Source organism: Roseibium aggregatum IAM 12614 (assembly GCF_000168975.1).
Classification (GTDB): Bacteria; Pseudomonadota; Alphaproteobacteria; order Rhizobiales; family Stappiaceae; genus Roseibium; species Roseibium aggregatum.
Genome location: NZ_AAUW01000016.1, coordinates 150555 through 172251 on the forward strand (window position 1 = coordinate 150555; position 21697 = coordinate 172251).

A 21697-nucleotide genomic window follows, 5' to 3' on the forward strand; every position below is an offset into this window, starting at 1 on the left:
AACGGAACCATGCCGGGCTTATCGGGGGCCGGGTACGGGCTATTCCGCACCGGCCAAGCGGCTTGTCTTTTTGCACCCTTCGAAACGCTTGTCCAGTTCAACAAACGCCTCAAAACGCATATGTCGCAGGCAAATCCACTGCCGCGCCGCTTTTCTGCCCTTTTTTGGGGAACGAGCGCAAGAGCGGAAATCGATTGAATCCCGCTCTTGCCATTGGTCTTTGGATTTAGGCGGCCTCAACCGAAGAAAGAAAGCCGCCCGACTGGTGATCCCAGAGCTGTGCGTAAAGTCCGCCGCTCTCCAGAAGCTCCTGGTGGGAGCCTTCCTCGATGATTCGACCCTTGTCCATCACGATCAGCCTGTCCATGGCCGCGATGGTGGACAGGCGGTGGGCAATCGCAATCACCGTCTTGCCCCTCATCAGGTCGAACAGGCTCTCCTGAATGGCGACCTCCACCTCACTGTCGAGAGCGGATGTTGCCTCGTCCAGAGCCAGGATCGGCGCATCCTTGAGCAGGGTCCGCGCGATGGCCACGCGCTGACGCTGCCCGCCGGACAACTTCACACCCCGCTCGCCGACATGGGCATCGAGACCCTTGCGGCCCTCCATGTCCTCCAGGTCGTAGACGAAGGACAGTGCGTGCGCCTTTTCGAGAGCGGCCAGCACCTGTTCACGCGTTGCATCCGGACGGCCATAGGCCACGTTTTCGAAGATCGAACGGTGCAGCAGCGACGTATCCTGCGTCACCACACCGACCTTCGCCCGGATGTCGTCCTGGCGGACATGGGCAATGTCCTGCCCGTCGATCAGTATCCGCCCGCCCTCCAGGTCGTAGAAACGCAGCAGCAGGTTGACCAGGGTCGACTTGCCTGCACCCGAACGACCGATCAGACCGATCTTCTCGCCCGGCTGGATCGTCAGGCTCAGATCCTCGATGACCCCGGCCTCCTTGCCATAATGGAAGCAGATGCCTTCGAAACGGATCTCGCCCTGATTGACCGCAAGCGCCTTGGCGTCCTTGACATCCACCACCTCGCGTTCCCGCGAAATGGTCGAGATACCGTCCTGCACGGTACCGATGTTCTCGAACAGACCCGCAAGCTCCCACAGGATCCAGTGGGACATCCCCTGAAGACGCAGCACGAAGGCAACGGCAATGGTGACTTCGCCGATGGTAACCGTGCCGGCCTGCCACAGAACGATTGCAAGACCGCCGACGGACGTCAACAGCAGCATGTTGATGAACACCAGGACAATATTCAGCCCTGTCACCAACCGCATCTGCAGGAAGACCGTCTTGAGGAAGCCAAGCATGGAGTTGCGTGCATAGGCTTCTTCACGCTCCGCATGGGAGAACAGCTTCACCGTGGTGATGTTGGTATAGGCATCAACCACGTGCCCGGTCATCAGCGAACGCGCATCGGCCTGCTGCTTCGAAACATCCCGCAGTTTGGGAATGAAGAAGCGGATCGTGATCAGATACGCGCAGATCCAGACAAGGAACGGCAGGCTCAGCCAGACATTGGCGCCCGCCACCACGAACACGGCGGCGGTGAAATAGACCGCGACATAGACCATGATATCGGCCATACGCGAGACGACTTCGCGCACGCCAAGTGCGGTCTGCATCAGCTTGGTCGCGATCCGGCCCGCGAAATCGTTCTGATAGAACGACACGCTCTGGCGCAGCAGGTAGCGATGGACACGCCAGCGGATGGACATCGGATAGTTGCCCATCAGTCCCTGGTGAAACAGCAACTGCCAGACGACCTCCAGCAGCGGACGCAACACCAGAAGAACCACCAGCATGAGCAAAAGCGTATGCCAGTTCTCACTGACGAAAGTCTGCGGATCGGATTTTTCCAGCCAGGTGACCAGATCGCCCAGGAAGGTGAAGATATACACTTCCACGATGGCGACCAGCGTCCCCAGAAGCGAGACGCCGGCCAGGATCGGCCACACGGGTTTGGTGAAATACCAACAGAAGGCCCAAAAGCCCTTCGGGGGCACTTCGAGAACTGTCTTCTCGAAGGGATCCACGAGTTTTTCGAAACGCTCGAACATGATTACCTCTCGGCCCCGCTCAACCGTAGCACGTTGAGATGCACCAGGGCATCGTCTGTGTGCACAGGCTTGCTATGCGGGCGAATGATGCTGCCAGTCGCAAACAGCAGCAGACTGGCGATGAAACTTGTAAAGGCGAGAGCCACGATGAGGGTGCCCCAGAAAAGCGCGCCGAGTTCATCGGCGAACTGTGTCACCGGCATATGACGCCCGGCGATTTCCAGAGCCTCGACCCGGCTCACATTGAAGACAATCACCGGAATGAAGAACACAACGGCAACCGCGAAGGTGGCTCCCAGAAAGACGCCGGCAACCACAGCGGCGCGCATCGCACGACTGAAAAAGGTCTGCCGCGGCTCTTCCGGTAAAGACACTTCTATGTCCGGACGCCCCGTCGCTGGGGACAAGTCCGGCGTGAAATGAAATGACATCGGATCATCTCCGAAATGGGATCATGAACGTGGTGACGGCAGACATGCGCGGCAACGCATGCAGCTCAAAGGGAACGGCTTCAGCCGGTCACCGCATAAGCTAAGGAAATTGAAGAAGGGGGATGTGGCTTCCTAGCGGAAGCGGACACCAACGCCTTGGCAACTCCGGAGAGCGGCATATGGGTGGATCATGCAGCGATCTGTCATTTGGTGCCCTCCTGGTTGCGCAGCCGGGCGGCTGCTGGGGAAACAATGCCAACCACCATGAGTTGACTGGTCGTTTTGGTACCTGCTTTCGTCGAACTTGAAAAGCAGAAATGCACCGAATTGGAGCACGAAATGCCCATCTGTTGCCCATTGGCCACAGACAGGCCTCGCTGCGCCGCGCTGCGAAAGTTACGCCTGATGTTCCAGAAGCTCGAATTCGCGCATATGAATTTCCGCCTCATGCGCAGATAGCGGATCGGCGATAACCTTGCCCTGGACCATGGTGCAGCCGAATTGCCTGAGCATATCGACCTGCCTTGCCGTATCCACCCCCGCCGCCGAAATCGTGAGCCCCAGATTGCCGGCAAGTCTGATGATCGACTGAACCAGTTGCCGTTTTTCGTTGCTCTCTTCCAGGCCGGCGACGAGCATCGGGCACAGCTTCAGTTGATCCGCGTTGAGATAGATGAGCTGACCGGCACCGCCATGTCCGCTGCCGAACTTGTCCAGCGCAACCCGGCAACCGATCTCCTTCAAGAGGTCGACCGATCCGGCAAGACCGTCCGGCTCGTCGAAACGAATGATCTTTTCGTCCAGCTCGACAACGATGTCGCTGGTTTTGAACCCCGCTTCGCAGGCAGCTTGCCGAAGTTGCACCAAAAAACCGGCCTCCTTCAGGCTGGCCCCGCTCAGGTTCACTGATACGAAGTAAGCCGAATTCGACACTTCCCGGAGTCGCTTGACCTCGCAAAGACCTTCACGCAGCGCAAAGCGCTCGATCTGCGTGATCCTTCTCGCATCATCCTGCGCCGACAGCAGGCTCACCGGATCGACAAGCCCTTCCGACGGATGAAGCCAGCAGGCGGCCGCCTCGTAACCGATGATCCGCCGGCTCTCCAGGTCGTATTGCGGTATCAGCATCAGCGACAGGCCGTCGTTTTCAAGATCCTCATCGAGCTGGGCCAGGATCATGCGGCGGTGGCGATGGGCTGCGCCAAGCGCATCCGTGTACCAGGAAATCTGGCTGCGGCCTGAACGCTTGGCGGCATAAAGTGCGATATCCGCGCAATTTATCAGTTCGGATGCGCTTGCAGTCGCGGCATCAGCCAGCACGAGCCCGACGCTGCCCGCAACCCGCACCTCGTGACGATCCACCCGGACGGGCTTGGCCAGCCCCTCGAGAATTCGCGTGCCCAGATCTTCCATTTCCTCCGGCCCTTGCGGGTCGGAAACCACTGCGACGAACTCGTCGCCACCGATGCGCGCGACCAGTCCCCTGTTGCCCAGAACACGGCTCATCACCATGGCCACATGGCGCAGCACGGTGTCGCCGGCACTATGGCCGTGGCTGTCGTTGATGTCCTTGAAGTGATCCAGATCGAAATGAATGATGCCGATCCGGGCACTTCCGTCCACCCCTTCAGCGATCCGCTCCATCAGATAGGAATTCAGCTTGGACCGGTTGGCAACGCCGGTCAGGTCGTCGTGCTCCGCCTGCTGCTTCAAGCGCGTCCGCGCGTTTTCCAGTTCCTTCACATGCTCGACCTGGCTGGTCACATCGCGGCAGATGAGAATGATCTTGGTGTCTTCCAGCGTCTTTCCCTCGACCACCGCAAACGTGAGCTGGTTCCAGAAAAGCTCTCCGTCCTTCCGGCGGTTGAGGATCAGTTCTTCCGTGCCCGACCGGAACCTCGTCAGATCATAACGGAAGGTCTCAACCTCCTCCGCCGAAAGCTGGTTGGCCGGTGGCAAGATGAATTCCTGAGGTCGGCGGCCGCGAACTTCCTCGGCGCTGTATCCGGTAATGCGGGAATAGGCAGGATTGGTCCATTCGATGCGCCCATAGATATCCTGCATGACCAGGCCTTCATGGGCGTGTTCCACGACAAGCTGAAGGATTGCAGCATCGTTTCCGAAGCCGGAAACGCCGGACGAAACCGAATTCGAGACCCGCCGCCGCCCGCAAAAATAGCTCGCGGCAATGAGAGCCGAGGCGATTCCCAGAACGAACAGTAGATGTTGACCCGGCACATTCCCTAAGAATTCTGCCATATTCCGTCTTCAGCTCAGAGATTTGATTTTACTTACTCTACGAGAGTAAAGCTGAATCAATCTCTAAACCGCAATATAATTTAGCAATATACTGGCATTTATACCAATAGCTGCAATCAGCCGGCTTTCCCGGTCAGGCAGCCCGCACGCTTTGAAGGAATTGCCTGACCTGTTCCTGAAGGCTGTTCGACAATTGTCCGAGTTCATCGGCCGCACCAGTCATTTCCTCGGTTGCCGTCCGGCTGGTCTCCATCACGTCACTCAAGGTATCGACGTTTCCGGCCACCTGATCGGAACTTGCACGCGCCGTCAGGGCATTGCTGCTGATTTCCTGTGTGGCCGTTGTCTGCTCTTCGACCGCTTCGCGGATTTTTCCGGAAATCTCGCTGACACGGCCGATTGTTTCCGCAATCGAGCGGATGGCCGTTTCGGAGAGTTCGGCAACTTCCTGAACGGCCGACACCTGTGCCGAGATATCCTCGGTGGCCCGTGTCGTCTGCTCCGCCAGAGCCTTGACCTCGTTGGCGACAACGGCAAATCCGCGGCCCGCTTCACCGGCACGGGCGGCCTCTATGGTCGCATTCAGCGCAAGCAGGTTTGTCTGGCTCGCGATCTGGCTGATCAATTCGACGATTTCTCCGATGGCGCGGCCCGTCTCGGCAAGCCTGCCGACGATCTCGTCGGTTTTCCGGGCCTCCGCAACCGCGGTGCTGGCAATGTCCGTTGCCTGGTCGACATCTTCGCGCACACGGCTCAACGAACCGGACAGGCGGTCCGCCGAATTGGTTACGATAGCAACGGAACTGCTGGCTTCCGACGTCGCCTGATGGACTTGCTGGACGGCCTGAATGGAAGAATTCACCGCCCTGTTGAGATCGGCAGAATTGCCTGCAACGCTATTGGCGGCTGTCGAAAGCGCGGACACCACACCGATAACGGACTTTTCGAAGTCGTCCGCTACGTCCTGCATCAACGCCTTGCGTTCTTCGCTGAGCGCCTCCTGGTGCGCCAGTTCCTGTCTTGCCTGCTCTTTCGCACGTTCGGCAAGATTGGCACGGAAAGCGGTCACGGACCGGGCGATGGCGCCGATCTCGTCACTTCGCTGGGCGCCGTCGATCTGGATATCGAGATTGCCCTGCGACAACATGTCGAGGCCGGCCTGCAGCCGGTTCATGGGCCGCGCGAGACCGACGGCCAGAATGACCGCAAACGCCAGAAAGGCGAGCCCGACAGGCAGAACAACAAGGCCGATGGTGATCATCTGATCCAGGATCAGGCCATCGATCTTGTCAGCGATATTTCCGGTCAGAAAGTCCTGCGCTCCAGCGGGCGTGCCGAGCTTTTCCATGAAGGCCTGGCGGAAGGTATAGAAAGCAAATGCGGTACCGGCCATCATGATGGCGGCAGCCGTCAGAACCATGGCGACAAACCGGCCCTTGATTGAAAGCGTCACGTTGAAACCCCGACAGTATTTTCATCCCGCTTACCGCCGCCTTCCATCAGCGCCGTTCTCGCAAGCGGCAATACTATCGCTCTGCACGTAAAAATTCAGTAACGGCCAGTCTTCGGGGAAATACGTAGTATTGACATTTCTTACAATGCGACCACCTGCCTGAGTCCGCTTGCGGCGGATCAGGACATCAACCGTGTGATGGTATAGCCCGCGGTCGCAGAAACCGCCGAAAGCACTGTGCCCCAGGCAACGTCGACCACAACAACGGATACCGGCCAGTCCCGGAGGGTCGCATAGTTGGTCACGTCATAAGTGCCGTAGGTGAACAGTCCGAACAGCCCGCCCAGGATGATGGCCGTCGACAGACTGTCGGCCTTCAGCGCGGGCGCAACCGCAAAGATCACGATGCCTGCGACATAAAACAGATAGAAAACACCGGCTGCGGCTATATTGGGCCGTTCCATCATCAGGTGGCCGATGCGGTCGACATAAAACCGGGTGGACACCTGGGTTAGCCAGACATAGTCCACGGCAAGAAAGACGAGAACTGTTGCGATATATGCCGTGACGTATTTCAAGATGGCCCCCTGTCTTTGCCATTGATTTGCCTGACTGATCTACGACGCCGCTCTCGCCATGGATCATCCCTAAAATATTGGCTGCGCCTTGTGGCGCCCCCGCTCAGGCAAATGCGTCTTCCGCCTCCAGGAAACCGCCGGACTGACGGTGCCAGAGCTGCGCATAAAGGCCGTCAGCATCTTCCAGCAGCGTCTCATGCGTGCCCTGCTGAACAATCCGGCCCCTGTCCATCACGATCAGCCGGTCCATGGCCGCGATGGTCGACAGGCGGTGGGCGATGGCGATCACCGTCTTTCCTGTCATCAACCCTTGCAGGTTCTCCTGGATGGCTGCCTCGACTTCCGAATCGAGCGCGGAGGTTGCTTCGTCCAGCACAAGGATCGGCGCATCCTTCAGCAGCACCCTTGCAATGGCGATACGCTGGCGCTGGCCACCGGAGAGTTTGACGCCGCGTTCGCCGACAAAGGCGTCGAACCCCTTGCGGCCGCGCCTGTCTTCCAGCTTCCTGATGAAGCCGGACGCATGGGCCTTGCGGGTTGCTTCCAGCAGTTCCTCTTCGCTGGCCGAGGTCCGCCCATAGAGGATGTTCTCTCGGATCGACCGGTGCAGCAACGAGGGGTCCTGGGTTACCATCCCGACCGACCGGCGCAGGGATTCCTGGTTCACATCCCTGACATCCTGTCCATCGATGAGAACGCGTCCCGCCTCCACGTCGAAGAACCGCAGCAGGAGACTTGTCAGAGTTGTCTTGCCCGCCCCTGACGGGCCCACGATACCGACACGCTCACCGGGGCGGATCGTCAGATCGAGATGATCGATTACCCCTCCTGCCTTCCCGTAGTGGAACCGGATATGCTCGAACCGGACCTCCCCGGCGGTCACCTTCAGCGCCGGCGCGTCCGGCTTGTCCGTGAGGGTCACCGGTTTGACGATGGTTTCCATGCTGTCCTGAAGAGAACCGAAGTTGCGGAACAGGCCGTTGAGCTGGTTGAACAGGCGGTTCAGCAGGATATTCAGGCGCAGAATCAGGCTGAGCGTGAAGGCAACATGACCAGCACTGATGCCGCCATCCTGCCAGATTGACAGTGCCAAGCCAGAGATGGTGACGATCATCACGCCGTTGACCATCGTCATGATCATGCGAATGCTGGTCAGAAGCCTCGTGAAGACATGCAGCTTGGCGATCATCGTCTCTACCGAAGCCCGCGCCCCCCGGCTCTCTTCCTCCGACGAGCCGAACAGCTTGACCGACTGGATATTGGTGTAGGTATCCACCAGACGTCCCGTCACACCGGAATAGGCATTGGCGGTGTCCTTGGCCGCGGCGCGAACCCTTGGCACGAAGACAACGGCCGTTACGGTAAAAAAGAGCAGCCAGACGGCGACGAGTGCCCCCAGCCAGAGATCCAGATCCGCGATCAGCACCAGGGTCGTCATGGCGTAGACGACGATAAACCAGACCACCTGCAAGAGGTTGGTCATGAAATCGCCCGCCGACATGCCCGATTGCATCACCTTCTGCGAAAGGCGCCCGGCCAGGTCGTCCTGAAAATAGGAAAGGCTTTGCTGCATCACCCGCTGGTGGCACTGCCAGCGCACGAGATTGAAGAACCCGGGGACGATTGCCTGCTCTTCCACCAGCGCCATCAGCGAGTTTGTTAGCGTGCGCACGACCAGCACCACGAAGGCCATGGTCATGAGGGTCCAGAAATGGTCGGAGAAGAAAGTTGCTCGATTGCCTTCTTCCAGTAGGTCCACAATCCGGCCGAGAAAGTTGAAGATCGTCACTTCGACAAAGGCGGCCGCACCGCCGAGCGCGAGCATGGCAAAAAACGGCCAACGCACCTGGGTGACAAAATACATCAGGAAGGCAAACCCGCCACGGGGCATGTCGGATCTGGGCGGCTCCCGGAAAGGATCTATCCAGGTTTCAAAAACGCGAAAGAGCGGGGACACGGTGCGTCTCCATGGAGCTGGAGCGAATCTTCATGGCATCCTACGCGCCAGGCGTGAAATTGGCCCAGTAAAAATATCTGACGATTTTGCAGTCGGCCCGCGCCTTCAGGGTTCCAGCCGGGCCCAAGACTGCGCCATCCTGTGACAAAAGCCGCACCTGCTGCTATTGAGCCGCTGCTTCGAAACAAACGTGGACACACATGCCAGACATCGCCCTTTACCAGCCGGACATCCCGCAAAACACCGGCACGATCCTGCGTCTTGCTGCCTGCATGGGCGTAACCGTGCATCTGATCGAGCCTGCGGGATTTCCAATCTCAGACTCGGCGCTGAAGCGGGCGGGCATGGACTATCTGGAACGGGCTGCGATGGTGCGTCATATCTCGTTTGCCGCTTTCGATGACTGGCGGCGGTCCGAGCGGCGCAGGCTGGTCCTTCTGACGACGAAATCGGACCTGCCTTATGCGGATTTCACTTTCGAAACCGACGATATTCTCATGATGGGCCGGGAAAGTTCGGGCGTGCCGGAAGACGTGCACGCGCTTGCAGATGCCCGGCTGACCATCCCCATGGCCGACGGCATGCGCTCACTCAATGTTGCCGTTTCAACTGGCATGGTGCTGGGTGAAGCCTTGCGGCAATCAGGCACATTTCCTAAAAGCCTAGGGTGTTGACCCATAGGGTATACCCAAAGATAGAAGTCAGTTACGTGCCCGCCGGTCCGGCAGGCTCCAACCAGTCCAGGCAGTCACATGAACGCACCCAAACCCGAAAACCGCGGCGGTCCCATTCCGGACGGCATCGAGGACAAGAAGGCAACGGCACCTGCCTGGTTCAAGGAGCTGCGAGACCGGATCTGCAAGTCTTTCGAGGATCTGGAAGACGAGATCGGCGAACTGTCCGGCCCTCTGGCGGACCAACCGGCCGGCCGGTTCGAGCGCACCCCCTGGGAGCGCACCGACAGCACGGGCGCAAAAGGTGGCGGCGGCGTCATGTCGATGATGCATGGCCGTGTCTTCGAGAAGGCCGGCGTGCACATCTCGACCGTTCATGGCGAATTCTCACCCGAGTTTCGCGGCCAGATTCCCGGTGCCAGCGAAGATCCCCGCTTCTGGGCGTCGGGCATCAGTCTGATTGTTCATCCGCAGAACCCGCATGTTCCCGCCGTACACATGAACACCCGCATGGTGGTCACCACCCGCCAGTGGTTCGGCGGCGGCGCAGACCTGACGCCTGTGCTTGATGCACGGCGGACACAGGACGACCCCGACACCATTGCCTTTCACGAGGCCATGCGGTCTGCCTGCGACGCACACGCCATTGCCGACTATGACGCCTACAAGGCCTGGTGTGACGACTACTTCTTCCTGAAGCATCGCAACGAAGCGCGCGGCATCGGCGGCATTTTCTACGATTACCTGAACAGCGGAACCTGGGAAGACGATTTTGCCTTCACCAAGGACGTCGGCCTGGCTTTTCTCAATATTTATCCGGAACTGGTCCGGCGCAACTTCCAGAAGTCCTGGAGCGACGCGGAGCGTGAGGAACAGCTCATTCGCCGGGGCCGATATGTTGAATACAATCTGCTTTATGACCGTGGCACGATTTTCGGCCTGAAGACCGGCGGCAACGTCGCCTCGATCCTCTCGTCCATGCCGCCTGTGGTAAAGTGGCCTTAGGAGGCGGGCTCAAACGGCCTGTGTGCCGGTCGCTTTCTGCGGCCGGCTGACTTCTCCCATATCCCGGTCCAGAACCATGTGCGCGAATTGTTTCAGCATGGCCTGGTCCAGTTTCCGGCCCATGTCCAGCATCACGCCAATGGCGACACGAACCGGCATGCCTTCCTTGTAGGCCCGTTTCTCGGTAAGCGCGGTGAAAATGTCGCAAATGGTCATCAGCCGGACTTTGGGCGAGATCCTCTCCCCCTTTAGTCCGTCCGGATATCCCGAGCCATCCAGAAGCTCGTGATGCTGGATGGCCATCTTCTTGATGTCGACAGACACCTCGAGCCGCGGCTTCAGGATCTCGCGGCCGAAATTGGGATGTTTGTCGATGATCGCGCGCTCGGTGTCCGTCAGCTTGTCGGCTTTGTCGAGGATGGTCAGCGGGATCCGCATCTTGCCGACGTCATGCAGCAATCCGCCGGCAATCGCTTCCTGACAGTCCTGCTTGCTCCAGCCGAGATACTGCGCAAAAGACCCGGCAATGCCGGCCACCATCAGGGAATGACAATAAGTGCCGCTGTGGTGTGACTGCACGGCGTCCAGCCACGGCGAGAGACCATCGAGCGCCAGAGCCGACAGAATTTCTGCCGCCCCTTCGTTCATCAGGCTGATCTGAATGTTAGAGCCTTCCGTTGCAGACAGCGCAAGGCTTTCCAGAAAGGCATTGCCTTTCTTGTAGGCCTCCAGCGTCTTTGCCGGAAGTCCGCTAGGTACGTTGGCAATGGGATCGTCGTGCAGGATCAGCTTGAGCTTGCGCACCAGCAGCGCGAGCGGCGTGTCGCGGTCCATGATTTCGGTCTTGCCGAGTGCGGATGCCTGAATGACTTCGCGGCGGTTTTTCTTGGACGCCAGGCAGATGACGGGAATCTCGGCAATGCTGGCCCATGATGTCTTGAGAGCCGTCAACCCGGCGTCGGTCGCATCCAGCAACTCCACCACGGCGGCCCGGCCATCCCCGACCGTCCTTGCAGACACCTTGGACATGTCGATCAGGCGCGCCGGAAAGAAAAACGGAAGTTTTCTGACTGGTGAATCAAGCGGAAGCGGTCCGTCTGATATCAGAACAATTTCCATTCACCGCCTCGCAGTCTTCCGCACACGCTTTCTCACGGCAGATTAGCCGTAAGACCTTTCCAAAAGGAAATCACGATGACGATGTGACGGAGTGCCTCCTAAAATTTCCTTAAATCACCTGCTCGGCACGCACAAGCAACTCATCTCTCGTGAGGGAAAAACCGCTATCGCGCCAATCTGCTTCCAGGGCCTTGAGGCTGTCGCCAAGCGCCCGGCCGGGGGCATGACCGGCCGCAATGAGGTCGGCCCCCTTGATGGGAAATTGCGGCACCGGCACCTCCCTCAACCTGTCCAGCAAACCGGCAAACGCATCGCCAGGATCCTTGCCCTGTGCCCGCAAGCCCGCCCAGCGCCCCAGTAGGCCGTCGATCGCACCCTGGCGGCCAAACTGATAGACCATGTCCTCGGCTTCCGGCAGCTTGTCCGCCTGGCGAAGACATCTCATTGCTGCCCAGGCAGTGCGCATTCGATCGCGTTCTGCATTCGACAGCCGCAGCCTGTCACAAACGCGCTCCACGTCTTCGCGCACAAAACCGGTCAGCACCACCAGTCCCAGCTCCGGATCGGTCACCTCGCTGGCGGAGCCTTCCAGGCTGCGCAGGGCGAGGTAATCTTCTATCCGGGCCAGCCCGCCGGTCGCGATTTCCCAAAGACCGCAATCGTTCAACAGTTTCAGCGCCGTCGCAGCCAGGGGCGCCCGCAACAACCGCCGCATCTCGTGGCCGATACGTTCGGCGGAGAGATGCCGCAGGCCGTCGCGCTGACGCAGACACGCTCCGAGCCCGTCCGCGTCCATGTCTCCAGCGCCATAGGCCGCATAAATCCGGAAGAACCGCAGGATGCGCAAATAGTCTTCGCGAATGCGCGTATCCGGATCGCCGATGAAACGCACATGCCTGTTGAGGCAATCATCCAATCCGCCAAGCGGATCGTGCAACCGGCCATGACGGTCCACATAGAGTGCGTTGAGCGTGAAATCCCGGCGTTCGGCGTCGCGCGTCCAGTTTCTCCCGAAGACAACCCGTGCCTGACGCCCGAAGGTTTCCACGTCCTCCCGCAGCGTCGTAACCTCATAAGGATAGCCGCTGCTGACAACGGTGATCGTGCCGTGATCGATACCGGTTCCGATCGGCTTCAGACCAGCCGCCCGCGCACGCTTCATCACCATTTCGGGCGATGCGGTGGTCGCGATATCGACATCCGGTACAGGATGACCGAGCAGGGTGTTGCGCACGGCGCCGCCGACGACCCGGGCTTCGTCGCCATCTTGCTCAATGGCCGCGAACACCGCCTGAATGCCCGGCGATTTCAACCAATCGGCCTGTTGAAGGATCTGATCCGCAGTCGCGCTCATGACGTTTATTCGTACCGGCCGGGAACAAACACGCCGTCCCGCATTTCCGACGGCCGCCAGTTGGCCCCTTCCGGGGCATGGTCGAAGGATGCCATGCCAACCAGGCCGACAATCACCAGCAACAGGCCGGCAAGCGTGAGCCATGCCAACGGCTTGGCGGACCAACGGCCGGGGTCGGTGTTACGTTTGCTCAGCCACAGCCATAAACCGTAGGTGATGAACGGCAGAAGGAAAAGCAGAAGATGTAGAATGAACACACGAACCATCAGCGGTAAACCGTTTCATATAAGGAGCGAATAATGCCCGCGGTGACGCCCCAGATATAACGTTCTCCAAAGGGCATTGCGTAGAAGTATCGGCGTTTCCCCTGCCACTCGCGGCTGAGTTTCTGATGGTTCGCGGGATCCATCAAAAAACCCAACGGCACTTCGAAAACACTTTCAACCTCGCCGGGATTGGGACGGAAGACCGCCCCCTCCTGAATGGTGCCGACCACCGGCACCACCCGATATCCCGACCCCGTAAGATAGGGTGCCAGATTGCCGATAAGCTCGACGCGCTCAGGTGCAAGGCCGATTTCCTCATCCGCCTCGCGCAGCGCCGCCTCGACCGGCCCGTTGTCCGTCGGATCGATCTTGCCACCGGGAAGAGCCACCTGTCCGGCATGCGACTTCAGATGCCCGGTACGCTGTGTCAGCACCACATTGGGGCCATCGCCACGCTCCACGATCCCGATAAGAACCGCGGCATCGCGTGGCGGCCCCTCCCATTTTGCATATGGGCCCAGATCGGGGTTGAGGATGTGGTCGCCTGTTTCGCGCTCGAAACCTCGGATCGCCGCATCGTCCAGCCGCGTCCTGAACAGGGTTGGCCAGTCCGCGGGATCGACAAGGGATTTCGTCGGGAAGGCAGTCATGCAATCGGGGTGTCCAGTCGTGCGCAACAGATCATTCGGTCAGTCCTGAACGCTCAGGAAGGCAGGATCGACCGGAAAGAACCGGCCACCACTCCAGACCCCTATCCGGGTACCGTCATCTGTTTCCCGTTCTTCCATAAGATCCGCCAGTTGATACATAAGCGCTCTGGTAAACAAGGCCTCCAGGCGCCCTCTCACGTGAACATAGGGTTTCAGGCCGCCGCTGTCCGGTTCTTTTTCAAATCGCAGCAAATGATCTGGTCCAACGGCAACCAGATCACCGAGATTTGTCCGCAGCGTGAGCTGCTGCTCCTGCGCTACGCCTTCGACGGCCATTTCGACAGCCAGAAGCGGTGCATCTTCAACGGTGATACCGATCTTTTCGACCGGCGTGACCAGATAATGCCTGCCGTCCTCGTCTTTGCGCAGCACCGAGGCAAACAGCTTCACCAATGGCATGCGGCCAATGGGCGATCCGAGATAATACCAGGTGCCATCGCGGGCGATGCGAATGTCCAGATCCCCGCAAAACGGCGGATTCCACTTCTCCACCGGCGGCGGTCCCTTGCCGCCTGTGTCCGCCCGGCTGATCAGGGCCTTCAGACCTTCCGGTAATGTCGCGTCTGTTTTTGCGGTTGTCTCCGCCATGGATATTTCGCCCTTGCTTTCTTCATCAAGGCACCGGAACTTTTGACAATTCCGGCACTGCACGGAAATCGATCGCCCGGCCAAAGGTGTCTGTGGACCCGGCCTTTTCCCCAAAGGTTGGAAAGAATCTTGGACCTTTCCACTGTATGGCGCACAATTGCGCCTTATCTACTGATTTATATGGTGTCAGACTGCTTGAGTCGCAGCAACAAAGGTCAGGGGCGCAGTTTGCCCGAGGGCCGGACAGGCAGTCGAAACGCAGATTGCGGGAAAGGTGATCCATGAGCGTTATTTCTCCCTCCAGCCCAAGCGAAGAAGATCTCGCCGCCGTCGCCGAGCAAGCAGAACGTGCCGTCAGCCGCATCAGCGATGCCAAGGTCGATATCGCCCGGATCATCTTCGGTCAGGAAAATGTGGTGGAGCAATCGCTGGTCACCATTCTGGCGGGCGGTCACGGCCTTCTGGTCGGCGTGCCCGGCCTTGCCAAAACCAAGCTGGTGGAAACGCTCGGCACCGTTCTGGGCCTCGACGCCCGCCGCATCCAGTTCACGCCGGACCTGATGCCGTCCGACATTCTGGGCGCCGAAGTGATGGAACAAGGCGCTGATGGCAGCCGCTCTTTCCGCTTCATTCCGGGTCCCGTGTTCTCACAGCTTCTGATGGCCGACGAAATCAACCGCGCCAGCCCTCGCACCCAGTCGGCGCTCCTGCAGGCCATGCAGGAATACCATGTGACCGTTGCCGGCCACCCGCACGATCTGCCGCGCCCCTTCCACGTGCTCGCCACCCAGAACCCGCTTGAGCAGGAAGGCACCTACCCGCTGCCGGAAGCCCAGCTCGACCGGTTCCTGATGCAGATTGACGTCCACTATCCGGATCTTGAAGCCGAACGCCGGATTCTGCTGGAGACCACCGGCGCCGATCAGGCCACGGCCCAGGTTGCCATGCGTGCCGAAGAACTGATGGAATATCAGCAACTGGTCCGGCGCATGCCGGTTGGCGAATCCGTGGTGGAAGCCATCCTCAAGCTTGTGCGGTCCGCCCGCCCCGACAACAGCTCGGCGCCGTCCGATGTGACCAGCCTGATCGCTTGGGGACCCGGGCCGCGCGCCAGTCAGGCGCTCATGCTGACGGTCAGGGCTCGCGCGCTGGTCGACGGCCGTCTCGCACCTTCCGTGGATGACGTGCTGGCTCTTGCCGAACCCGTCCTGCAGCACCGCATGGCGCTGACGTTTGCAGCAAGGGCGGACGGACACACCGTTCGCGACGTCATTCGCCGGGTCAAGGACCTGATCGCCTGACCCCCTCCCCCTAACCAGCCAGGAAGCCGGCCGCATGGATTCAAGCAGCACTCAGGGCAGCAACCAGACAGGCATCGATGCCGACAACTGGCCGAATGTCATCGGCGAGGCACGGTCGGTCGCGGATGCCCTGCCGGACCTGCTGGTCGAGGCGAGCCATGTCGCCAGTTCCGTCATCGCCGGCTGGCATGGCAGACGCCGCGCGGGCCCGGGCGAAAGCTTCTGGCAGTTCCGCCCGTTCAACATGGGCGAACCTGCAAAGCGCATCGACTGGCGCCGCTCCGCGCGCGATGACCATCTTTATGTCCGCGAACGTGAATGGGAGGCCGCACACACGGTCTGGCTCTGGGCGGATCTGTCGCCGTCCATGGTGTTCCGCTCCCGCCTTGCAGGTGTTTCCAAGCGTGACCGGGCCATCGTCGTGATGCTGGCCCTTGCAGACATGCTGGCGGAAACCGGCGAGCGGATCGGACTGCCCGGCCTGACACGGCCCTTTTCCGACCGCCGCGCCGCCGAGCGACTGGCAGATGCGCTCACCCATCTTTCCAAGCCCATCGCCTATCCGGACACCATCGCCGTGCAGCGTTTTGCCGATATTGTGCTGGTTTCCGACTTTCTCGATCCGATCGAGGAAATCGCGACATGGGTTGCCCGTGTTGCCGGTACAGGTGCGCGCGGTCACCTGGTGCAGGTGCTTGACCCCATCGAAGAAACCTTCCCGTTCGACGGCAGGGTGGAGTTTACGGATCCGGAACAGGGTGTCAGGCTGACGGCCGGGCGTGCGGAAAAGTGGCGAGAGGATTACCGCAACCGACTGGAAGCTCACCGGGCGGAAATTCGCGACATCGCCAGGCGGGCCGGCTGGACCTATGTCCTGCACCACACGGACCGCCCGGCGTCCGAACCCTTGCTCGTGCTTCACAGCGCCCTGTCCGGCGCGCTGGATGTGTTACCCAAAGGAGGCTTCTGACCCGTGTTCGCAGGATTGCCTCTGACCTTCACCGCTCCCTGGATCCTGGCCGCGCTGGTGCTGCTTCCGGTTATCTGGTGGCTGCTGCGACTGACGCCGCCACGCCCGCGCGAAATCCGGTTTCCACCGACCCGGCTTCTGATCGGCATCGATCAGCATGAGGAAACGCCGCAGCGCAGCCCGTGGTGGCTGACACTGCTCCGCCTGCTGATGGCGGCGATCCTGATCATCGCGCTGGCCGGACCGATCTGGCGCTCCAGCGAACCGCTCGATACCGGCGAAGGCGTTCTTTGGGTTCTGGTCGACAACGGCTGGACATCCGCCAAAGGGTGGGGCGCACAGGTCAACACCGCCGAGCAGATCCTGACGGAAGCCGAGCAGAGCGGTCAGCCAATCCTGTTTGCAGCTTCTGCGGAAGGCCCCGGTCAGAGTTTTACACCCGAGGCCGCAACCACCGCCCTTGAGAAACTGCGCGCTCTGGAACCACGCCCCTATCCGCCGCAGCGCTCCGAACTCAGCATCGGCCTGCGCAAGGCCGCCCAGGCCAACCCGCCCGGCGCCGTGATCTGGCTGTCGGACAACACCAGCACCAACGGACCGTTCCTGACCGATCTTGCCCAGATTACCGGCACCGCACCCATAACCGTGCTGACCGGGCTGGACACACCCATGGGATTGAAAGACCTGAACAACGACACCGAAGCCCTGTCGTTGACCGTTGTCCGGCATCCGAACCAGCGGCTGACCTCGGCAACACTTCAGGCCCTGGATCTGAAGGGCCTCGTTCTGGGCGAGGTACAGACGAATTTCAACGCCGGCGAGACCGAAACCCAGGCGCGTTTCGAGCTGCCGAGCGAATTGCGCAACGACATTGCCCGGGTCGAAATCGCAGGCGAAGCTGCGGCAGGTGCGGTCCAACTGGTAGATGACAGTTGGCGCCGGCGCACGGTCGGCCTGATTTCCGGTCAGTCGGGCGATCTGGATCAACCGCTGCTCTCGCCGCTTTATTATCTGGAACGCGCACTTGCGCCCTTCTCCGACATTCGCCGCCCGCGCGATGCCGACATCGCCGAAGCGGTGCCATCGCTGATCGAACAGGGCATTTCCGTGCTGGTGCTGGCCGATGTCGGACGGCTGCCGGAAACGACCACCGCAACACTTCGCGACTGGATCGAAAATGGCGGCACGCTGGTGCGCTTTGCCGGTCCGCGAACGGCAGGCGGCAGTGACGATCTCATTCCCGTGCGCCTGCGCGCCGGTGACCGCTCCCTTGGCGGATCTCTGAGCTGGAAACAGCCGCAACATCTGGCGGACTTTCCGGAAGGCTCGCCCTTCTCCGGCCTCAGGGTGCCTGAGGAAGTCACCGTGACACGGCAGGTGCTGGCCGAACCGACGTCGGATCTGCCTGAACGGACCTGGGCCATGCTCGAAGACGGCACGCCCCTCGTTACCGCGGCTCCTCTTGGCGCCGGGTCGATGGTGCTGTTCCACGTCACGGCGGATTCTTCCTGGTCCAACCTGCCGCTGTCCGGCGTCTTCCTGAACATGCTGCGCCGGATCCTGTCGGTTTCCAATGTAGCCGCTGCCTCGGAAACCGCAGAAGACGGCACACCGGCCAAGAGCGTGCTTCCCCCCTTGCGCCTGCTTGATGGCTACGGCCGTTTCGGTCCGCCACCGGTGGAAGTCACGCCTGTCAGCGCGGCTGTTTTCCGGGACGCGGAAGCCAGCCGCAGAACACCCCCCGGTCTTTACGGCACCGAGGACGGCTTCCGTGCGCTCAATCTCATGCAGAAGGATGACGAGCTTCTACCGCTCGACCTTTCGGCGCTGGGCGAGCGGATGGTGCGAACCGCCTATCCGACCTCCGATCCCTTCGATCTGAGGGCCATGTTCTTCACGCTGGCATTCCTGCTGATGATCCTCGACACGATTGCTGTCTTCCTGCTGGCCGGAGGCCTTGGCCGGCTGGGACTGCGCGGGCGAACCGCAGCCACGGCGCTTGCATTTGCCTTCGGCGCAAGCCTCCTCGCGACGGCCGGCCTCGATCCGGCACGGGCACAATCGGTCTCCGACGATCTTCTGGCGCTGGAATCGACCTTAGACACCCGCCTGGCCTATGTGCTGACGGGCAATCCGGAAATTGACGACGCCAGCGCCGCCGGTCTGTCGGGCCTGACCCAATTCCTGTCCGAGCGGACCGCCCTTGAGCCCGGAGCACCGATTGCCATCGACATGGAACGCGACGAACTGGCGTTCTACTCGCTGCTCTACTGGCCGATCGATCCGGCGGCGGACAAGCCGAACGACCAGACGATTGCCCGCATAGACACCTTCATGCGCAATGGCGGCACGATCCTGTTCGATACCCGCGACCACATCAATGCGTCAGCCAACGGCTTTAGCTCCACACCGGCAACGCTGAAGCTTCGTGAGATCCTGGAGGATCTGGACGTTCCGCCGCTCGAGCCGGTGCCGCCCGATCACGTCCTGACGAAAGCTTTCTACCTGCTGGATTCCTTCCCCGGCCGTTACGCGACCAGCCCCCTGTGGGTGGAAAGTCTGGAAGAAGTTGCCGCGCGCGGCGACCGTCCGGTGCGGGCGGGGGACGGCGTCTCGCCGATCCTGATCACCGGCAACGATTTTGCCGCGGCATGGGCAATCACGGAGGCCGGCGAGTTCATGTATCCAACGGTGCCCAACAGCCCCATGCAGCGCGACTATGCCTTCCGCTCCGGAGTCAACATCGTCATGTACAGCCTGACAGGCAACTACAAGGCCGACCAGGTGCACATTCCCGCTCTGCTTGAGCGTTTGGGACAATAGGAGACTAGATGGTCTGGTCACTCGCCTTCGATCCCCTCGTTCCGCTCTGGGCCCTTGTGGCAGGCGGCGTCATTGCCGTTTTTCTCACCGCCTTTTCCGGTTTCCTCAACCTGCGAGGCTGGGTGCTGCGCACCCTGACGATGGCCTTGCTGCTGCTGGCGCTCGCCAATCCCGCGGTTGAACGGGAAGACAGGGAACCGCTTTCAAGCGTGGTCGCCCTCGTCGTCGACAAAAGCCAGAGCCAACGCCTCTCCGACCGCCAGTCGACGACCGATGAGGCCGTGGAAGAACTGAAACGCCGCATCGGCTCGCTGAACGGGTTCGACCTGCGCGTTCTGGAAGCGCGCAACTCCGGCTCGGGCGATGGAACGGAAGCTTTCCGGACGCTTGCCAACGGCCTTGCAGACGTGCCGCCGGACCGGGTGGGCGGAGCGATCATCGTAACCGATGGCCAGATCCACGACATTCCCGCCAATGCCGGTGCGCTGGGTTTCGACGCCCCGGTTCATGGCCTCATCACGGGCACGGTGGACGAACGCGACCGCCGCATCGTTCTCGACAAGGCGCCCCGATTTGGCCTTGTCGACTCGGAGCAGATCGTCAGCCTGACTGTCGTCGATCAGGGCCGTGGCACCGGCCCGGGCGACCAGGTGCGCCTGACCGTTAAACGCGATGGCGATGTCGTCACCGAACGGACGGCACGAACAGGTGAAAAGATCGACATTCCGGTCGAGATCGCCCACGGCGGCAACAACATCTTCGAATTCGACGCCGAACAGCTGACGGACGAACTCACCACGATCAACAACCGGGCGGTCGTGACTATTGACGGCATCCGTGAAAACCTGCGCGTGCTGCTTGTTTCGGGCTCACCGCACGCCGGGGAGCGCACCTGGCGCAATCTTCTGAAATCCGATGCCTCGGTCGATCTGGTTCACTTCACCATCTTGCGCCCGCCGGAAAAGCAGGACGGCACGCCGATCAATCAGCTTTCCCTGATCGCCTTTCCGACGCGGGAACTGTTCTCGGTGAAGATCGACGAGTTCGATCTGATCATCTTCGACCGCTACGTGCGCCGTGGTGTGTTGCCGATGCTCTATTTCGACAACATCGCCCGTTATGTCCGCGACGGCGGCGCAATGCTGCTGGCCGGTGGCCCGGATTATGCCGAAAGCGGCAGTCTCTACCGCACGCCGCTGGCACCGATCCTTCCGGCCCGTCCGACCGGCACCATTCTCGAACAGCCCTACCATGCCACCCTCGCTGATCTGGGCAAGCGCCATCCGGTCACACGCGGTCTTCCCGGCTCCGAGCAGGACCCACCGGCCTGGAGCCGCTGGTTCCGGGTGGTCGACACCGAACTCGACGCCGGTCAGACGCTGATGTCCGGCCCCAGCGACACGCCTCTGCTGGTTCTCAACCGGGAGGGCGAAGGCCGTGTGGCCATGCTGCTGTCCGACCACGTCTGGCTCTGGGCGCGCGGATATGAAGGCGGCGGCCCGCATGTTCCGCTGTTGCGCCGCCTCGCCCACTGGCTGATGAAGGAACCGGATCTGGAAGAAGAAGCGCTGAATGTCTCCATGCGCGGACCGGAACTGGTCATTGAACGCCAGACCCTGGGCGAGACCATCGGGGAAGTCACCGTCGAGACCCCGACGGGAGACCGCACGCAGGTTGTCCTGACCGAACAGGAGCCGGGCTTGTGGCGGGGCGGCATGCCCGCTGGCGAAACCGGCCTCTTCTCCGTGACCGAAGGCGACATGAGCGCTCTCATTCACGTCGGCCCCCAGAACCCGCGTGAATACACCGACGTCCTGTCCACCACAGAACCGCTGGCACCGCTCAGCGAAGCAACGGGCGGCGCGTCTGAACGCTTGCGGGATGTCGGCGGCGATCTGACGGTGCCTCGCATCGTATCCATGCGTCCGTCAGCAAGCTACGCCGGCAACGGCTGGCTGGGGCTGAAGGCCACCGAGGCAAGCGTCCTCAACGGCGTCGACCGCTATCCGCTGATGATCGGACTGCTTGGCCTCGCACTTCTGCTCGGCGCTCTGTCCCTGACCTGGTATCGCGAAGGGCGGTAGATTTTGTGCGACCGCCCTTGCGGCGGTCGGCACTCTGTTTAAGCTGACCACGAACCGATC

General features: G+C 60.9%; 17 protein-coding genes. 6 read left to right on the forward strand and 11 right to left on the reverse strand.

The genetic code is table 11. The features are described 5' to 3' along the window. Positions 1 to 226 precede the first annotated feature (226 nt). From SIAM614_RS20910 to SIAM614_RS20935, 6 genes are all read right to left on the reverse strand, one after another. Positions 227 to 2065 (reverse strand): ABC transporter ATP-binding protein, encoded by a 1839-nt coding sequence (locus SIAM614_RS20910; RefSeq protein ID WP_006937658.1) that lies wholly within the window; start codon positions 2063 to 2065, stop codon positions 227 to 229. Positions 2066 to 2067: 2 nt separating this feature from the next. Beyond that, complete coding sequence (locus SIAM614_RS20915; protein WP_157139992.1) at positions 2068 to 2496, reverse strand: hypothetical protein; 429 nt, start codon at positions 2494 to 2496, stop codon at positions 2068 to 2070. A 396-nt stretch (positions 2497 to 2892) separates the two neighbouring features. Further along, positions 2893 to 4755 (reverse strand): putative bifunctional diguanylate cyclase/phosphodiesterase, encoded by a 1863-nt coding sequence (locus SIAM614_RS20920; RefSeq protein WP_006937661.1) that lies wholly within the window; start codon positions 4753 to 4755, stop codon positions 2893 to 2895. A 133-nt stretch (positions 4756 to 4888) separates the two neighbouring features. Further along, entirely contained in the window at positions 4889 to 6208 is a 1320-nt protein-coding gene (locus SIAM614_RS20925; RefSeq protein ID WP_006937663.1) for a methyl-accepting chemotaxis protein, read from the reverse strand. Between the two features lie 179 nt (positions 6209 to 6387). After that, a complete protein-coding gene (locus SIAM614_RS20930) occupies positions 6388 to 6786 on the reverse strand; it encodes a DUF2177 family protein (protein WP_006937665.1) in 399 nt (132 codons plus the stop codon). A gap of 103 nt (positions 6787 to 6889) precedes the next feature. Then, complete coding sequence (locus SIAM614_RS20935) at positions 6890 to 8677, reverse strand: ABC transporter ATP-binding protein (protein ID WP_006937667.1); 1788 nt, start codon at positions 8675 to 8677, stop codon at positions 6890 to 6892. Positions 8678 to 8943: 266 nt separating this feature from the next. Between SIAM614_RS20935 and SIAM614_RS20940 the strand changes: the two genes are divergently transcribed. Both SIAM614_RS20940 and hemF read left to right on the forward strand, forming a co-directional pair. Continuing rightward, a complete protein-coding gene (locus SIAM614_RS20940; RefSeq protein ID WP_006937669.1) occupies positions 8944 to 9417 on the forward strand; it encodes a tRNA (cytidine(34)-2'-O)-methyltransferase in 474 nt (157 codons plus the stop codon). A gap of 78 nt (positions 9418 to 9495) precedes the next feature. Further along, a complete protein-coding gene (hemF, locus tag SIAM614_RS20945) occupies positions 9496 to 10422 on the forward strand; it encodes an oxygen-dependent coproporphyrinogen oxidase (RefSeq protein ID WP_006937671.1) in 927 nt (308 codons plus the stop codon). A 9-nt stretch (positions 10423 to 10431) separates the two neighbouring features. Here the strand turns inward: hemF and SIAM614_RS20950 are convergent, their stop codons facing one another. The 5 genes from SIAM614_RS20950 to SIAM614_RS20970 all read right to left on the reverse strand — a co-directional run bounded on the left by SIAM614_RS20950 (position 10432) and on the right by SIAM614_RS20970 (position 14459). Then, a complete protein-coding gene (locus tag SIAM614_RS20950; protein WP_006937673.1) occupies positions 10432 to 11541 on the reverse strand; it encodes an HD-GYP domain-containing protein in 1110 nt (369 codons plus the stop codon). 109 nt (positions 11542 to 11650) lie between these two features. After that, a complete protein-coding gene (locus SIAM614_RS20955) occupies positions 11651 to 12895 on the reverse strand; it encodes a CCA tRNA nucleotidyltransferase (RefSeq protein ID WP_006937675.1) in 1245 nt (414 codons plus the stop codon). A gap of 5 nt (positions 12896 to 12900) precedes the next feature. Then, complete coding sequence (locus SIAM614_RS20960) at positions 12901 to 13161, reverse strand: DUF6111 family protein (RefSeq protein WP_006937677.1); 261 nt, start codon at positions 13159 to 13161, stop codon at positions 12901 to 12903. Next, positions 13161 to 13811: a CoA pyrophosphatase gene (locus SIAM614_RS20965; RefSeq protein WP_006937679.1), complete on the reverse strand. Its 651-nt coding sequence runs from the start codon at positions 13809 to 13811 to the stop codon at positions 13161 to 13163. Before SIAM614_RS20965 ends, SIAM614_RS20960 begins: the two co-directional genes overlap by 1 nt. 39 nt (positions 13812 to 13850) lie before the next feature. Then, the gene (locus SIAM614_RS20970) at positions 13851 to 14459 is read right to left on the reverse strand and encodes a DUF1285 domain-containing protein (protein WP_006937681.1); all 609 of its coding nucleotides are present in this window, start codon (positions 14457 to 14459) and stop codon (positions 13851 to 13853) included. 281 nt (positions 14460 to 14740) lie between these two features. On the opposite strand from SIAM614_RS20970, the gene SIAM614_RS20975 reads away from it, so the two are divergent. Genes SIAM614_RS20975 through SIAM614_RS20990 form a run of 4 tightly spaced genes read left to right on the forward strand, consistent with a single transcriptional unit; the run spans position 14741 to position 21637 of the window. Further along, positions 14741 to 15760 (forward strand): AAA family ATPase, encoded by a 1020-nt coding sequence (locus SIAM614_RS20975; RefSeq protein WP_006937683.1) that lies wholly within the window; start codon positions 14741 to 14743, stop codon positions 15758 to 15760. A gap of 34 nt (positions 15761 to 15794) precedes the next feature. Continuing rightward, positions 15795 to 16730 carry a DUF58 domain-containing protein gene (locus tag SIAM614_RS20980; RefSeq protein WP_006937685.1) on the forward strand — a complete coding sequence of 312 codons (936 nt, stop codon included), beginning with the start codon at positions 15795 to 15797 and terminating at the stop codon, positions 16728 to 16730. 3 nt (positions 16731 to 16733) lie between these two features. Continuing rightward, positions 16734 to 19553 carry a DUF4159 domain-containing protein gene (locus tag SIAM614_RS20985; protein ID WP_040440706.1) on the forward strand — a complete coding sequence of 940 codons (2820 nt, stop codon included), beginning with the start codon at positions 16734 to 16736 and terminating at the stop codon, positions 19551 to 19553. 8 nt (positions 19554 to 19561) lie between these two features. Then, positions 19562 to 21637 carry a hypothetical protein gene (locus tag SIAM614_RS20990; protein WP_006937689.1) on the forward strand — a complete coding sequence of 692 codons (2076 nt, stop codon included), beginning with the start codon at positions 19562 to 19564 and terminating at the stop codon, positions 21635 to 21637. Positions 21638 to 21697 lie beyond the last annotated feature (60 nt).